Here is a 15725-nt window from a genome sequence, read left to right on the forward strand (position 1 = left end):
ACTGCCGTCTTGGCAAGGACTATTTATAGATAAGTGCGAAAAAGTTTTAAGCCAAACCGTTTGGTGTTGGAAAGCACTTCGACGGCACTCCATTGGCGGTTACACTTATACCAGCTTGATAGCCCCCAACGCCCACCCCCATTCTGAGGTCCGTGATGAGCCAGCATCTACTAACTGTCGATTCATTACAGCGCGAAAGCGTTGACCACCTACTACGCGTTGCAGCGCGTATGGAACCTATTGCCAACCGCCGCCAAGTTACTCGGGTGTTGGAAGGTGCTGTGCTTGGCAATTTGTTCTTTGAAGCAAGTACACGCACACGCGTGAGCTTTAATGCCGCATTTTGCCGTCTAGGGGGAAGTGTGTGTGATACCACCGGCTTTACTTTCTCTTCTATGGCCAAGGGTGAATCGCTTTACGATACTAGTCGAGTAATGAGTGGCTATTGCGATGCAATTGTTATGCGCCACCCTGATCAAGGATCGGTAGCAGAATTCGCCGCCGCCACCAATGTGCCGGTAATTAACGGCGGGGATGGCCCGGGCGAACACCCAAGCCAAGCACTGCTTGATCTTTATACGATTGATAAAGAGTTTCAGCGCTTAGGTAAATCGCTCAGCGGCGCACATATTCTGCTGACCGGCGATTTGAAATATGGCCGGACCGTGCATTCGCTGATCAAGCTACTGTCTCTCTATGATCCGCTGCGCCTTACCCTGGTATCGCCACCAGGCCTGGAAATGCCGACTGCGCTGATTGACCTTGTGACGTCGCGCGGGCACCGCGTCGAACAACGTGACTCACTGGCCAGCGACTTCTCAGATCTAGACGTGGTTTACACCACACGCATCCAGAAAGAGCGTTTTACCGATGAAATGAACGAGAGCTTTCAGGGGCTTTCCGACGACTTTATGGTTAATCGCGACTTTCTGGATCAGCGCTGCAGCCAACGTACGATTGTCATGCACCCACTCCCCCGGGATAGTCGTCCGGGTGCCAATGACCTAAACGTAAATCTTAACGGTGACCCGCGTTTGGCGATTTTCCGCCAAACTGACAACGGCATCCCCATGCGGATGGCCATTTTCGCCACGCTACTCAAGGTAGATGAGTTAATTGAGAAAGACCTGAGACCCGTGCGTTGGTTTGTGCCGTCTCAAACCGGCACTCTAGACCGTTAAGCCATTCCATCAGATTCAATGAGCGATTCGCCCACCAGGAAGTCCTTCTTGGTGGGCAAACCAGCCTTCTAGAATAAGCACAGCCGCAATGCCATCGACACTCTCTTCTCGATAGTTACCACGATGACCTGCCGCATGTGCGATCTGCTTCGCTTCGCGAGTAGAGCCGCGCTCGTCCACCATTTCACAAGGTTTGCCATAGCGCCCGTGCAGGCGATTACCGAATTTGCGTGACCGCGTGCTCATTGCGGACTCACTACCATCCATATTCAGCGGCAAGCCAACCACAAACAGGTCAGGCTGCCACTCCTCTACTAAGCGTGTCACAACGTTCCAGTCAGGAATGCCGTCTCGCGCGGTTAGCGGCGTTAGCTCGCGTGCGCTATTAAGCAACTCATTGCCTACCGCGACGCCTATACGCCGAGTACCAAAATCAAATGCGAGTATTAGCCGTTGCCCACGATCAGCCATAAAACTCAACCATCATGCATGCCCCGCGTCGCGGGTCATCAGGTTTAGATCAACGCCCAGTATGCCAGCGGCAGCGGTTAGGCGCTCGGCGGGAGGGGTGTTAAACAGTACGCTGCTTTGCCCTTCGACCGTCAACCACGCATTGTCTTTTAGTTCGTCTTCTAACTGCCCAACGTCCCAGCCAGCACACCCTAGGCACACCAAAAAGTCCTCGGGGCCAGTGTCATCGGCAAGCGCCTGAAGAATATCCATCGAGGTGGTCAGCGCGATACCGTCCTCCACCTGAACGCTAGAGTCCCACTCCTGGCTATCACCGATATGCAGAATAAAGCCACGATCCTTATGCATAGGGCCGCCATAATAGACCGGTGCATTACGGTGCGGGCTATCATCGCCCCCCAGCGACAGCTGCTCAAAGAGGGCATCGAGGGTAATTTCAAGTGGACGGTTGGCGATGACCCCCATGCAACCATTGTGATCATGGTCGCAAAGGTAGATCAGGCTACCGGCAAAATTAGGGTCATCCAAGTGAGGCATAGCCATCAAAAAATGATGCTTAAAGCTTTGCATGCGTCTCCTACGGCTCGCTAAATACTCAGCGAGCCTCGTGTTATTGGTCGAATAGAACGTTCAACAGCACCGGTTAGTTAAGGCGACGTTCAATAGCATCCAGCAGCATTCCGGCAATGTCCGTGCCGCGCTGATCATCAATTTCACGTACACAGGTAGGACTGGTGACGTTAATTTCTGTGATGTAGTCACCAATCACATCTAAACCAACAAACATCAGCCCTTTTTCGCGAATCATGGGCTGCACCTGCTGAATCAACCAGCGGTCACGCTCAGTCAGCTCACGGCTAACACCACGCCCTCCAGCGGCGAGGTTACCGCGCGTTTCACCCGCCGAGGGAATACGCGCCAGCCCATAGGGCACGGGCTCACCATCAACCAATAAAATGCGCGTGTCGCCATCTTTGATTTCGGCTAGGTAGCGTTGCGCCATAATTTGCCGCTGGCCGCGCAGGGTTAATTGCTCAATAACCGCGCCGATATTGCGGCCATCAGGGCCGATATGAAAAATCCCTGTACCGCCCATGCCATCAAGGGGTTTGAAAATCACATCACCATGCTCCGCGTGGAAAGCACGCAGGACGTCATCACGACTGGCGACAATGGTGGGCGCACAGCACTGGGGAAACTGCTGGGCAAATAGCTTTTCATTACACTGCAACAGCGCCGCCGTTGGATTAACCACCAGAACGCCTTCCCGCTCAGCAAACCCCAGCAAATGAACCGCATTGGTAAAGTCGGCATCGACAGGCGGATCTTTGCGCATTAGCACAACATCCAATTCCACCAGTGGGCGCTGAGCCGCTTCACCGAGGTCGTACCAATGGTTAGGATCGCGATGCACTGTTAATGGGCGCATACGTGCATAAGCCTGCCCTGCGTTCAAGAAAAGATCTTCTTGCTCCATATAGTGCAGTGTGTAGCCGCGCTCTTGCGCCGCCCACAGCATAGCCATGGTGGTATCTTTCTTGTAAGCGATGTCGCTGATGGGATCCATCACCACACCGAGATGCAACGTTGATTGGCTCATCGGGGTAACATCCATACATGAACAAAAGGTAAGCAGTATGCCGCACTGCCAGCACAGCTCCAACCGTCGCTAGGGACTACTCGTCTTGCCCGTCCGTTAACGCACCCGGTACAAGCCGGATAGCACCAGGCTCTAGGGTAATTAACTGCTGCTTATAAAGTCGCCCGATGGCCTGCTTGTAAGCACTCTTGCTAACACCTAATCGCGTCTTAATATCATGCGCGGAGCTTTTATCACCCAACGCGAGATAACCACCACTTTCACGTAGCGCCTGCAATACTTTATCACCCACTACATCTAAGCGAGCCACGCCCGGAGGGAGCAGGCAAATATCGACACGACCATCTTCGCGGCGCTGCTTTACATAGCCTTTCAGCGACTGCCCGCGGCGCAGCGGCTGGGTAATATCATCTTGATAGATCAACCCCCAGTAGCGGTGATTAACCACTACCTTCATCCCAAGATCGGTGCGATCGGCCACCACCACCGCCACTTCATCACCTTTTTCCAGCGCCCAAGCATCGTCTGTCAAAAAACGATCCAAGCGCATGGTAGCCACAGGTCGCCCTTGGTCATCGCTATACAGCATTACCAGTACCCGCTTGCCGGGATCGGGGCGAAAGCGCTGCTCGCTATAAGGCAGCAGTACATCTTTGGGCTGCCCCCATTGCAGAAACGCCCCTGTGCTATTGACCGCCGTCACGGTCAAATAGGCGACATCACCCAGTTGAGCAGCGGCGTCGCTTGCGGAACGGGGAGAAGAGTGAGACTCACGGACCATGGGAACCGTCCTTACAGAAAGTAGACCTTCATTATGGTGCCTTGCGCACGCAAGGCAAAGCGCAGCCGGTATATGTAAATTCGACAGCGCATAAATAGCGACCGACACTACTCAACGTGGCAGTCACCAGCTAGTAAGCACTTACTTATGCACACTACTAAAAAAATAAGCCCCTAAGATATTTCTTAAGAATAGGCTCTTAAGAAGAAATATTTTAAAAATGAGCTCTTATAAGTAGGTACAGCGAAGTGAGCGCTGAGAAGTGAGTACTTACACATCACCGAAGTGGTGCTGTAGCAACGTTAGTGCAACAACAGGTGCTGTTTCAGTACGTAATACTCTTGGGCCGAGCGTCAGTGGTGTAAAACCACCGGCAGTGGCCGCATTAATATCCGCATCACTTAGGCCACCCTCAGGGCCGATTAAGAGTGCTACTGAAGCGGGACATGGCTGTTGCGAAAATACATTGCCCGTCGCGAGGTGAAGCATCAAGCGTAATGGCTCTTGCCGCTCGGCCAGCCAATCACCCAGTGCTTTTGGTGGATAGACAGGGGGGACAACCGCTCGCCCACTCTGCTCGCAAGCGCTAGCCGCAACCGCCTGCCAGTGAGCCAGTTTTTTCTCTTCACGGTCGCCTTTGAGACGTACATCACCCCGCTCTGTATAGAGCGGGGTAATAGCTGCAACGCCCAGCTCAACGGCTTTTTGAATGGCATAATCCATCCGGTCGCCTTTCGAGATCGCTTGGCCAAGGTGCACTGCTAACGGCGATTCGCCACTACCCGGCCAAACAGCCTCGATGATCACTGTCGTTTGCTTGCGGCCAACATCGGCTAAACGCACACCAGCCTCTTGACCGTTGCCATCAAACAGCATCAGCGGAGCACTTTCGCCCAACCGTAGCACCCGCGTCACATGCCGCGCCGGGCCGTCAGGCAACGTGATAGTTGCGCCCACTGCAAACTCAGCGGGCACATAAAGGCGGGGCATTTTGCCGTGCAAGGCAACCCAGTCAGCAGCATGCATACTTAGTGAGTATTCTCGGCTGCTTGCTGAGCCTGCTGCGCTTCACGCTGTTTGCGCTGAGCGTACATAGCTTCGAAATTCACCGGCGCCAGCATTAGCGGCGGGAAACCACCACGATTGACCAGGTTGTCAACGCACTCACGGGCATAAGGGAACAGCAAGTTGGGGCAGAACGCACCCAGAGTTTGTTCCAGCTGAGCCCCTTCAATTCCAGCAATACGGAACAGGCCGGCTTGCTCTACTTCTGCAAGGAACGACGTAGTGCCGGTTTCGCTATCGTTAACCTGGGCAGTCACCTTTACAACCACTTCGTACTGGTCGTCGGCTATTTTCTGGCTAGTGGTGTTCAGATCCAGATTCACCTTAGGCTTAAATGCCTGCTTGAATACGGAAGGTGAGTTCGGCGCTTCAAAGGAAATATCTTTCACATAGATACGCTGTAAAGAGAACTTCAGCTGAGGCTTTTCGCCTTCTGCGGCGCCTGCCTGCGGGGTGTTGTTATCTTCCGCCATTGGGATACTCCTAATTGTTCATCTGCTAAAAAATTGCGCGACAGCGCACGGTTAAATACTTGCTACTTAATTACTTTTTTACCACCGGAAGACCATCGGCCTGCCACTGCACCATGCCACCTCTTAACTTATTGACACGTTCAAAACCTGCCTTAGCAAGTTTTGCCTGGGCAGCACCAGAGCTTTGGCCATGCTTACATACCACGATGATCGGCTGGCTTTTCACTTTCTCCAGTTCATTCATGCGGCTGTCGAGGCTGCTTTGAGGAATATTGCGTGCACCTGCAATATGCCCCGCTTTAAAGTCTTTGCTTTCACGGATATCCAGCACCACCGCGTCTTCACGGTTAATAAGCTGAGTCGCCTGGGTAGAGGTCACAGCATGCGTGGCGGCGCTGCGCGCTTCGTACGCCACCCATGCTATTAATACCAGCAAAAACGCCCCGACAAGTAGGGGGTGGTTCATTACGAATTCGAACAGCTGATCGATCATCGTGAACACAATCTCTTGGTCTATGCAGAAAAAAGCGGCCTAGCCGCCTCCAGAAACGCAACAAGTATACACGTCACACGGCATACCGCGCAGGCCATGACGCCCAACGGCTGCCTGCGTTATGATGCCCCAAGCACGCGCCTGTCGCGACCCCGATTATAGGGTGTTGTCTGAAAACTGTTTGAACCACCTTCACCAGCGTTGCAAACAGCACCTCATGTCGCTTGGCTGACCAACATTAAGAGGTTTTCATGGCTACAAATGCACCGCGCCCTGTGGCGCTAATCATCTTAGATGGCTACGGCCACAATCCCGATAGCGCTCACAACGCAGTGGCCGCTGCTAATACGCCTAACATGGACAAACTGTGGGCCGACCGCCCGCACGCCTATGTGCACACCGATGGTCGCCATGTAGGCCTGCCTGACGGGCAGATGGGTAATTCCGAAGTAGGCCATATGAATATTGGTGCCGGGCGCATTGTCTACCAGGACTTCACCCGCATTACCAAAGCAATTGAAGACGGCGACCTAGACACCAACGAGGTGCTGACGAAGCCCATCGACGAGGCCGTTGCCAATGGCCGCGCTGTCCACTTGCTTGGGCTGCTCTCTCCCGGAGGCGTGCATAGCCACGAAGATCACTTTATTGCCATGGCCGAGCTTGCTGCCCGACGCGGCGCGCAGCGTATTTTTATCCATGCGTTTTTAGACGGACGCGATATGCCGCCGCAAAGTGCACTCCGCTCAATCGAGCGCGCTAATGCACGTTTAGCGGAACTGGTGGGGGCGGACAACGGCTTTGTTGCCTCAATCATTGGCCGCTTTTATGCAATGGATCGTGATAACCGCTGGGAGCGAGTTGAGCAAGCCTACTGCTTACTGACCGAGGGCCACGCTGACTTTATTGCTTCCAGCGCTGAAACAGCCCTGCGTGATGCATATCAGCGCGGCGAAACCGATGAATTTGTCGCTTCTAGCAGTATTCCACTGAAGGGTAGCGCCATTACCCTTCAAGACGGCGATGCGGCTATTTTCCTCAATTTCCGCTCTGACCGCGCCCGCGAATTAACCCGCGCGATCACTGAATCTGACTTTAATGGCTTTGAGCGGCGTGTACGCCCAACACTGGCTGGCGACGGCTTAGTCACGATGACCCAGTACGCCGCCAACATTACAGCGCCTGCGGCTTTTCCCCCTTCTGACCTCACCGATACCCTGGGTGAAGTAGCTGCTAAACGAGGCCTAACTCAGCTGCGTATTGCAGAAACAGAAAAGTATCCCCACGTCACCTTTTTCTTCTCCGGCGGTAATGAAGCCGAGTACGCAGGCGAAGAGCGCATTTTAGTGCCCTCCCCCCGCGACGTTAAGACCTACGACGAAAAGCCCGAGATGAGCGCCTTTGAGATCACCGATAAACTGGTGGACGCTATCGACAGCGGTCGCTTCGACTTAATAGTGTGCAACTATGCCAATGGCGATATGGTTGGCCATACCGGTGACTTCAACGCAGCCGTAAAAGCGATTGAAACCGTTGACACTTGTGTTGGCCGGGTCGTAGAGGCCATTCAGCGTGCCGGTGGTGCTTGCCTGATCACAGCTGACCATGGCAATGCCGAACAGATGGTGCATCCAGAAACAGGGGCGCCGCAAACTGCCCACACCACCTTTACGGTGCCGTTGATTTACGTGGGAGAACAGAATGGACGGCTGGAAGATGGGCGACTGTGCGATTTAGCGCCGACGCTGTTAACCATGATGAACCAACCTCAGCCCGAAGCAATGACCGGCAACCCACTGATTCATTTTGATTGATGCTAATGCGACGGACGTTAGCTGTCGCGCTCATGCTGGCGTTAGGTTATGCGCCAGCAAGTTTGGCCCAGCCAAATGAAAATGCGGCGCGCCAACAGTTAGATGCGATTGGCCAGGAGATCGAAGCAGCTGCCCAGCGTCTCAGTGCGACCGGGCAAGCGCGGGATAGCGCCGAGCGCGAGCTGCGCCATGTGGAAACGGAGCTTGCCGAGACTCACCAGCGCCTAGATCAACTTCAGGCTGAGCGCCGTCAACTGGCCGACGAAACGACCCAACTTCGCCAGCACCGTGGGCGCTTGGAAAATGAGCGTGAAGCACAGTATGCGGCGCTGAGCCAACAGCTGGCGGCCCTTTATCGACTAGGGCCAACGCCCCAGCTGAAGCTGCTCCTTAATCAGAGCGATCCTGCCGAGCTAGATCGAATGCAGGCCTACCTAAATCGTCTGACTCAGGCGCGTCAGCAACGCCTGACGGATATAAGCCGCCTCGACAACGCACTGGCAGATACCGAACAAGCGCTCAGTGAGCGCCAAACGCGCCTTGCTGCATTAGCCGACGAGCTAGAAGAGCAAAGCGCTATACTGGCCAAGCGTACCGAGGAACGGCGTGGCGTCGTGGCAACCCTGGATGATCGCTATGGCAGCGAAGAGGACCGCTTAGCCGACCTTAACCAAAGCCGTGAGCAGGCCGAGCAGCAGCTAAGGGCGATACAAGCGGAGCTGGCTCGCTTAGCCGAGCCAACACCGACCACACACATTACCCGCACGCGGGGCGATTTACCCTGGCCCGTTCAGGGGGCCATTACGGCAACCTTCCAGCGTAGAGACGGCGTGCACTATAACGGTATTGTGATCCGAGCAGATTCAGGTAGTGCAGTAACAGCCGTGCATACGGGTCGCGTGGTATTTGCCGACTGGATGCGCGGCTTTGGTAACCTGCTGATTATTGATCACGGTGATCAGATCATGACGCTCTATGCTCACTTACAACAATTTAGTGCGCGGCCCGGCCAACAAGTAAGTCGCGGCACTGAAATCGGACGTGTCGGCAACAGCGGCGGGCAAAGCACTCCCGCGCTTTACTTCGAAGTGCGGCGCAGCGGTGAACCAATTAATCCACAACGTTGGATTGCACGCCGCTGACGGGATAAGCTGACTCCTATGAACTAACAATCATGTCTCAACTTGTGCAGCGCCTTCTGGCGCTGCCTTTCGCCTAGCGGAGTCCGCATGACGCTATCTGTTACCAAGGTATCGGCCCCTGCCAAGCGCTTTTTGGCTACCCTGCTCCCGCTTGTACTGCTGGCTGCTCCTCTCCCCTTAATGGCTCAGTCTGCAAATAGCGTTGCTGATGACTTACCGCTTGAAGAGATCCAGACCTTTGCTGAGGTGTTTGAGCGCATTAAACGCGGCTATGTCGAAGAGGTTGACGACCGCACGTTATTGCGTAATGCCATGCGAGGTATGCTCAGCGAACTGGACCCCCATTCAGCCTATTTAGATGAAGAAGAGTACCGAAGCCTGCGCGAATCCACCCAGGGTGAGTTTGGCGGTATTGGTATTGAAGTAGGCACAGAAAGCGGGCAGCTCATGGTCATCACCCCCATCGATGACACACCGGCTTCACGAGCAGGACTGTTATCCCGTGATGTGATTGTGGCCATTGATGGAACGCCAACCGACAGCTTATCGCTCCAAGAAGCGGTTAATCTGATGCGTGGCGAACCGGGTAGCCAACTGCGTATTTCCGTCTTGCGGGCGGGTGAAGAATCGCCCCGTGAGTTCACCCTGACGCGCGAAGTGATTCGCAATGAAAGCGTTAAGCATGAAGTGCTGGAGCCAGGCTATGGCTACTTGCGAATTAGCCAGTTTCAGTCGCGCACTCCTGACCAGGCACGTAGATCGTTAGAGCGCATGGCCCGAGAGCAGCCACTTGAGGGACTCATTCTCGATTTACGCAATAACCCAGGTGGCGTTTTGCAAGCCGCCGTTGGTGTTGCCGACCTGTTCCTGGATGAGGGACTAATTGTCTACACCGAAGGACGGCTTTCCGATACCGAAATGTCGTTTTCGGCATCGCCAGAGACACCCGCGGACGATGTGCCACTCGTGGTACTGATCAACAGCGGTAGCGCCTCGGCTGCTGAAATTGTCGCCGGGGCGCTTCAAGACCAGCGCCGCGGGGTGATAATGGGCACCGAAAGCTTTGGCAAAGGCTCCGTGCAACAGATCATGCCGCTTGGCAATGGCGAAGGCCTTAAGCTGACAACTGCCCTTTACTACACCCCCAATGGGCGCTCGATCCAAGCACAAGGTATCGAGCCAGACGTGGAAGTGGTACGCGGCCGGCTAGAAGTGGCGGAGGGGCAACGTCAAATTCGCGAAGCTGATCTTGATGGTCATCTAAGCGGTCAAGACGAAATGCCCCGGGAGCGGACTGAAATGTCTCAGCGCCTACGCGAGGACTATCAGCTCAGTGAAGCACTGAATTTACTCAAAGCATTGAACGTGGTGGATCGTCGGCGCCGCTAACGACATGATTGCGGCAGGCGCCCTCGCTCTCCGATTGCCTGCCGCATCACCAGTCGTTTTATCGGCACCAACTGATTCATACCACTCATCCCCATATTGCGCGCCAGCGTCAATGCTGGCACTTGGCTACCGAAAAGCACTTTAAACCCTTTCATCAGCCCCAGCATGGCGCTGTTATCGAAGCGCCTACGCCGCTCGTAGCGACTCAGCATGGTCAGCGCCCCCCAGGGGGCTCCTCGCTGCCATGCATTAACCACTTCCTCAGCCAGCACTGCCGCATCCATAAATCCTAGGTTAACGCCCTGCCCCGCTAGCGGGTGAATGCTATGGGCGGCATCGCCCACCAATGCAAAATTAGGCTGCACGTAGTGAGCGGCGTGGCGCTGAATCAGTGGAAACCGATAGGCAGTATCGACGGCACTCACCTGACCTAAACGGTAGTCAAAGGCTTCACTTAGCGCCTGCCCCAACGCCTCACTAGAGAGCGATGTAAGTTGATGTGCATGCTCAGGTGTGGTCGACCAGACAATCGAACAGTAGCGGTCATCACCACTCACCGTTAACGGCAAAAAAGCCAGTGGGTGGCCAGCGATAAAAGCCTGACGAGCCGTGTCGCCATGGGACTTTTCACACCTTACGGTGGTAACGACGGCCTCTTGCTGCATAGACTCTTCGGCCACTGATATCCCTGCCAATTCACGCATAGTGGAGCGTGCACCGTCGGCAGCAATTAATAATGGCGTATGCAATTGTCGGCCATCATCCAGCACTAGCCAGCGCCCGCTATCAGAGGTTTGCAAAGCCTCCACGCCCACTCCAAAGAGAGTGCTAACGGAAGGCAGCGCTAGCACCTGCTCATTTAACGCGGCCAATGTCACATCGTTTTCAACAATATGTCCAAGTACGGGCGCACCTGCTTCATCGGCGGAAAAATGGATGCTACCGCTGCCTTCTGCATCCCACACCTGCATATAACGGTAAGGCGTTATCCTAGTAGCAGCCATCGCGGGCCACGCTTTCAAGTGTGAGAGCAGCCGCTGAGAAACGGGTGTCAGTGCACTTACCCTGGGGGCAGGCGGATGGTCACCAAAGGCATCTAAGCGCAGTGGTGCTGCTTTGGTTTCAACCAACGCCACTTGCATCCCAGCATTAGCCAGTAGCCCTGCTAGTGCCGTGCCGACCATTCCGGCGCCTACGATCACCGCGTCAAAACGTTCAACCGGCACATCTGTTGCCGCTGTTTGCGTCTTCATAACGTTCCTTTAGCTACTTGTTGCATCAGCGCTCCAGCCCCATTGCTCTGCGTGCCAAGCTGCGGCGAAGCGGGCCCACTAAATTGAGCCCTACCAGACCAGCGGCTCGGGCATGCGGCAGTAGGGGCAGCGAATAGCCGAATAGACGCACTAACCCATCGCTAAACCGAATGACATTGGCACGGTCTTGCGCACGTCGCTGCTCAAAGGCGAGTAGCATGTCCATATCACCAAGAGCACGTTGGTTCTGAGCGCCCTGCGCTAGTGCTTCAACCAGATCCATCACTGAGCGTAGTGCCAAGTTGAACCCCTGACCCGCTACCGGGTGAAGTGCATGAGCTGCATTTCCCAACACCGCCAACCCAGGGCGAACGGGCTCTTCAGCGGTAATCAGCGAAAGTGGGTAACTGAAACGCTGCCCCACCCGAGTAAAACGCCCCACTCGATCACCAAAGGCAGCTTGTAGCTGGCGTAAAAACGCCGCATCGGAGAGCGCTAGTCGCGCCTGCTCTGTACCGCTGGCATGCGTCCAGACCAGCTCCATCGCTTGACCAGGCAATGGCAGCAGCGCGATCGGCCCCTCTGCTGTAAAGCGCTCATAGGCAATCCCCTCGTGGGGCTGGCTAATACCAACATGGGCAATGACGGCTGTTTGTTCGTAAGAGCGGTGGCGACTACCGATTCCCAACTGCTCTTTCAGCCCAGATCGTCCACCATCAGCGAGAATAGTCAGCGCCGCCGTTAGTTCGCTGCCATCGGAAAGTACAAGGCGGTGGCCATTAGCTTGTGGCGTTAGTTGCGCCACCGTTGCGGGGCAGTGCCACTCAATCGGTAGTTGCTGAAGATGATGATGCAGCACGCGCCCCATCCAAGCATTCGGAATGACATGCCCCAATGCTGGCACCCCCAACTCCTGAGCACTAAGCCTCGTGGCACCTAAACGACCGCGCTCGCTGATATGAATACGCTTGATCGGGGTAGCTTCGCTGCGCATCGCCTCCCAAACACCCAGTTGGCGAAAGCGTTGCGCAGAACCTTCAGCGATAGCACTGGCCCTGGCATCAAAGCTTGGCTGCCACGCTGGCTCCTCAGCGTTTTTGGGTAAGGCTGCCGCTTCAACAATTGCTACACGCCAGCCATAGCGTTCAATCAGCGGTGCTAACGCGCAGCCCAAGCTGGCACCGACCAGCCCACCGCCCACAATAACAATATCGTGGGTGAGCGTAGCTGCTTGCTGCAGTCTTACCTGCTGAGCCCCATGCATTGTCATCTCCTATGGATAAACCAAACCCAGCAAAATGTAATTTCGTAATGTAAATTACATAAAGAAATATCAATGAGATTTTACTGCTTATTTATTAGCCATTAATTGCTCTATATCAGCAATCTGTTTTGGCACAGCTGACGTGAGCACCTCTTGTCCATCGCGGGTCACCACAACGTCATCTTCAATACGAATACCAATGCCGCGGTAGGCAGCAGGAATATCGTCATCGCAGGGAACGTATAAACCTGGCTCAATAGTGACGACCATTCCCGCAATTAGCAGGCGCGGCGTCTCTTCATCCAGCCGATAAGTTCCTACATCATGCACATCTAACCCCAACCAGTGAGACGTAGAGTGCAGGTAGAAGCGTCGATAGCTCTCATCGTCCATGCATGCCTGCACATCGCCCTCTAACAACCCGAGATCGACCAGCCCAGCAGTTAAATCCCTTACGACCCCCTGGTGAATATCTGCCAGCGTGGCTCCCGGCTTAACGGCGTGCACTGCACGCTCTTGCGCATCTAGCACTACTTGATAAAGCGCCCGCTGAGCGTCATTGAACCGACCATTCACCGGGAAAGTCCGGGTAATATCTCCGGCGTAAAGATCGAACTCAGCCCCTGCGTCAATCAGCACAAGTGTATCGGCCTGCAACGTATCGCTGTTCTCAATATAGTGCAGTACGCAAGCGTTAACGCCACCACCAACAATGGTGCTATACGCAGGCCCGCTAGCACCCTGCCAAACGAATTCGTGTTCTAACTCTGCCTGCAACTGGTACTCGCTTAATCCTGGACGGCAGACACGCATCGCACGCGTATGCGCCCTTGCTGAGATAGCCGCCGCATGGCGCAGTAAGGTAATTTCAGCAGGGCTTTTAATAAGGCGCATCTCATGAATAAGCGGGCGGCTATCCAGCCATCCTTTCAATGCAGGTTTACCTCGGCGTTGGCCCGCTTGAGCGTAGGCCAACGCCTCTTCTGCAATGCTCAGTGCCTCGGGATTATCGAGCGGCAAATAGAGCAGCTCGCGGCCTGCTAGTAGACCTGGTAACAGCTCTTCTCGCTGAGCATTTTCAAACGCTTGGTCAATTCCATGCTGAGTTTCAACGCCCTGGGCGCCTAATCGCCTACCTGTCCAGGCTTCCATCGTGGCGTCGCGATCTTGGCAAAACACCACGCTTTGACCTGCCTCACGCCCAGGCAGCAATACAAGCAACGCATCCGGCTCTTGAATGCCGGTTAAGTAGTAAAAATCACTCTGCTGCCGGAACGAGTATTCGCTATCGTGAGAGCGCGTTACCAAGGCAGCGCTTGGCACCACTAGTGCAGCATTGGCAGGCAGCTGGGCGATGAGTGTTGCTCGGCGCTGGCGGTATTCTGCAGGTGTAATAGCGGCGGGCCGAGGCAGTAACTCCGGTAACATAGATAACTCCTGTATTAATGAACGGGGGCGTCGGTCTGCTCAACCTGGGGCATTCCAGGGTGCTGCTCGGTGTAGAGCAACATTGCCGCCATACGTGCGTGTTCCGTCAATGCAAATAGGTCATTTTCGTTTTCGGGGCTGTCATCGATATCGGTTTCGATCTGTACGAGTCCGGCGAGATCCTCGATGGCCTCTTGAAGCGTCTTAGACCAGCGTTCGCGTAGCGCTTCATCAGCCACGTCATCAACGACTTCCATAAAACCCAGCGTCCACTCTTTTAGACCCTGAGCTTGCTCGGCGAGGGAAAAAAGCTCATCGGGGAGCAGCGGTGTGTAATTCAAATCGCTGGCGCTCAATGCCTCCAGCGTTTGACGCCGCCAACCTAGCAGGCGTTCAGCGCTAGCAGGATCTCGTGGCTGTTCGACACCTAAGCTTAGGCATACCTCTTCTAACCATGCTTCAGCCGTCACATCACGTAGCGCTAACAGGCCACTTAGGCGGCCATCCAAAAACGCGGGCGACTGCATACTTCCATGCAGTAGAAAAACATCCGCGACGTCAGAAAAATCCTGGCGTTCATTGATTAGGGACATGGGCATTGCTCGCTATACAAAATGGGGAATGAAGTCGTCGTAACAACATCGCTAAGGGTGTTAAACCGCAGAAGGAATCTTACGGCGCGGGCGCCTGTGCGTTGACCCCACATAAGCGGCTCTCTTATAGTGAACGCCAACTATCCTTCCTATGCAGCGATGTTAACGCATTGGTCAATAAAATGACCTGTGCCGGAGTTTTTGATGAGTAACGCGAAGCGGCCAACCAAAGAAATCACCCTACTGGGTCGCAGCTACATGATTGCTTGCGACACTGGCGAAGAAGCTAAGCTCGAACGTGCTGCTCGCTATTTAGATCGCGCGATGAATGGCATTCACGCCCAAAGCAATGCCCTTGGCAGCGAGCGGGTTGCAGTGATGGCAGCGCTGAATATCACCCATGAGCTGCTTGAAATTATGGATGAGCACCGCGCAAGCGAAGCAAACCTGAACCGCCTAAACGACCGCCTTGAACGGGCACTAGCAGATACACGTCAGCAAAAAGAACCGTAAGAACCTGCTGTCGGCTCTTTGGCATTACCACTGGCTCTGTTAGGATAGAGATGTTCTCTGGAGTGTACGCCAGTCGTTATAGTCCCTCGAGCCTATGCGATGTACCCAGGGGGCCAAATGCTAGCCAACCCCGTGTGCATGTCCGTGCGTCGGAAAGCCTGACGGGTTGGCTGCGGCCACCCACCTGAACCAATAGGTTCAGGGCCAGAACGACAGCGGCATTCTGGGGAACACTTCGTCTTGGTTAGCTCGTCACGAGTAGCTC

The 15725-nt window shown here is 54.7% G+C and carries 16 protein-coding genes and 1 other RNA gene; 6 read left to right on the forward strand and 11 right to left on the reverse strand.

Annotation, left to right across the window (positions count from 1 at the left end):
* Positions 1-155 precede the first annotated feature (155 nt).
* Positions 156-1181, forward strand: coding sequence for an aspartate carbamoyltransferase (gene pyrB / locus HVE01_RS02180; protein ID WP_146942164.1), 1026 nt, complete (start codon positions 156-158; stop codon positions 1179-1181).
* A 15-nt stretch (positions 1182-1196) separates the two neighbouring features.
* On the opposite strand, the gene ruvX is transcribed toward pyrB, so the two are convergent.
* The 7 genes from ruvX to HVE01_RS02215 all read right to left on the reverse strand — a co-directional run bounded on the left by ruvX (position 1197) and on the right by HVE01_RS02215 (position 6064).
* Positions 1197-1652, reverse strand: coding sequence for a Holliday junction resolvase RuvX (gene ruvX, locus HVE01_RS02185; RefSeq protein ID WP_125744715.1), 456 nt, complete (start codon positions 1650-1652; stop codon positions 1197-1199).
* Positions 1653-1664: 12 nt separating this feature from the next.
* Positions 1665-2222 carry a YqgE/AlgH family protein gene (locus HVE01_RS02190; RefSeq protein ID WP_125744713.1) on the reverse strand — a complete coding sequence of 186 codons (558 nt, stop codon included), beginning with the start codon at positions 2220-2222 and terminating at the stop codon, positions 1665-1667.
* A 73-nt stretch (positions 2223-2295) separates the two neighbouring features.
* Positions 2296-3252: a glutathione synthase gene (gshB, locus tag HVE01_RS02195; protein WP_146942166.1), complete on the reverse strand. Its 957-nt coding sequence runs from the start codon at positions 3250-3252 to the stop codon at positions 2296-2298.
* 76 nt (positions 3253-3328) lie between these two features.
* Entirely contained in the window at positions 3329-4033 is a 705-nt protein-coding gene (locus HVE01_RS02200) for a CvfB family protein (RefSeq protein WP_038480019.1), read from the reverse strand.
* 270 nt (positions 4034-4303) lie between these two features.
* Positions 4304-5059: a 16S rRNA (uracil(1498)-N(3))-methyltransferase gene (locus HVE01_RS02205; protein WP_125744707.1), complete on the reverse strand. Its 756-nt coding sequence runs from the start codon at positions 5057-5059 to the stop codon at positions 4304-4306.
* A gap of 2 nt (positions 5060-5061) precedes the next feature.
* The gene (secB, locus tag HVE01_RS02210) at positions 5062-5571 is read right to left on the reverse strand and encodes a protein-export chaperone SecB (RefSeq protein ID WP_083000211.1); all 510 of its coding nucleotides are present in this window, start codon (positions 5569-5571) and stop codon (positions 5062-5064) included.
* A 70-nt stretch (positions 5572-5641) separates the two neighbouring features.
* Entirely contained in the window at positions 5642-6064 is a 423-nt protein-coding gene (locus HVE01_RS02215) for a rhodanese-like domain-containing protein (protein ID WP_030071716.1), read from the reverse strand.
* A 251-nt stretch (positions 6065-6315) separates the two neighbouring features.
* On the opposite strand from HVE01_RS02215, the gene gpmI reads away from it, so the two are divergent.
* The 3 genes from gpmI to HVE01_RS02230 all read left to right on the forward strand — a co-directional run bounded on the left by gpmI (position 6316) and on the right by HVE01_RS02230 (position 10409).
* On the forward strand, positions 6316-7878 hold the full coding sequence (gpmI, locus tag HVE01_RS02220; protein WP_146942168.1) for a 2,3-bisphosphoglycerate-independent phosphoglycerate mutase: 1563 nt from the start codon (positions 6316-6318) through the stop codon (positions 7876-7878).
* A 5-nt stretch (positions 7879-7883) separates the two neighbouring features.
* Positions 7884-9020 carry a murein hydrolase activator EnvC family protein gene (locus HVE01_RS02225; protein WP_146942170.1) on the forward strand — a complete coding sequence of 379 codons (1137 nt, stop codon included), beginning with the start codon at positions 7884-7886 and terminating at the stop codon, positions 9018-9020.
* 87 nt (positions 9021-9107) lie between these two features.
* A complete protein-coding gene (locus HVE01_RS02230) occupies positions 9108-10409 on the forward strand; it encodes a S41 family peptidase (protein ID WP_125744701.1) in 1302 nt (433 codons plus the stop codon).
* Here the strand turns inward: HVE01_RS02230 and HVE01_RS02235 are convergent.
* The 4 genes from HVE01_RS02235 to HVE01_RS02250 all read right to left on the reverse strand — a co-directional run bounded on the left by HVE01_RS02235 (position 10406) and on the right by HVE01_RS02250 (position 14947).
* Positions 10406-11662: a UbiH/UbiF/VisC/COQ6 family ubiquinone biosynthesis hydroxylase gene (locus HVE01_RS02235; protein ID WP_146942173.1), complete on the reverse strand. Its 1257-nt coding sequence runs from the start codon at positions 11660-11662 to the stop codon at positions 10406-10408. The genes HVE01_RS02230 and HVE01_RS02235 overlap by 4 nt on opposite strands.
* Positions 11663-11687: 25 nt before the next feature.
* On the reverse strand, positions 11688-12926 hold the full coding sequence (ubiH, locus tag HVE01_RS02240) for a 2-octaprenyl-6-methoxyphenyl hydroxylase (RefSeq protein ID WP_125744697.1): 1239 nt from the start codon (positions 12924-12926) through the stop codon (positions 11688-11690).
* An 87-nt stretch (positions 12927-13013) separates the two neighbouring features.
* The gene (gene pepP / locus HVE01_RS02245) at positions 13014-14354 is read right to left on the reverse strand and encodes a Xaa-Pro aminopeptidase (RefSeq protein ID WP_146942175.1); all 1341 of its coding nucleotides are present in this window, start codon (positions 14352-14354) and stop codon (positions 13014-13016) included.
* 14 nt (positions 14355-14368) lie between these two features.
* Positions 14369-14947 carry a UPF0149 family protein gene (locus HVE01_RS02250; RefSeq protein ID WP_125744693.1) on the reverse strand — a complete coding sequence of 193 codons (579 nt, stop codon included), beginning with the start codon at positions 14945-14947 and terminating at the stop codon, positions 14369-14371.
* Between the two features lie 204 nt (positions 14948-15151).
* On the opposite strand from HVE01_RS02250, the gene HVE01_RS02255 reads away from it, so the two are divergent.
* Complete coding sequence (locus HVE01_RS02255) at positions 15152-15460, forward strand: cell division protein ZapA (protein ID WP_089040104.1); 309 nt, start codon at positions 15152-15154, stop codon at positions 15458-15460.
* A 51-nt stretch (positions 15461-15511) separates the two neighbouring features.
* Positions 15512-15694, forward strand: a non-coding RNA gene (ssrS, locus tag HVE01_RS02260) — 6S RNA.
* Positions 15695-15725: the final 31 nt, after the last annotated feature.

This window comes from Vreelandella venusta (genome assembly GCF_007989605.1).
Taxonomy (GTDB): Bacteria; Pseudomonadota; Gammaproteobacteria; order Pseudomonadales; family Halomonadaceae; genus Vreelandella; species Vreelandella venusta.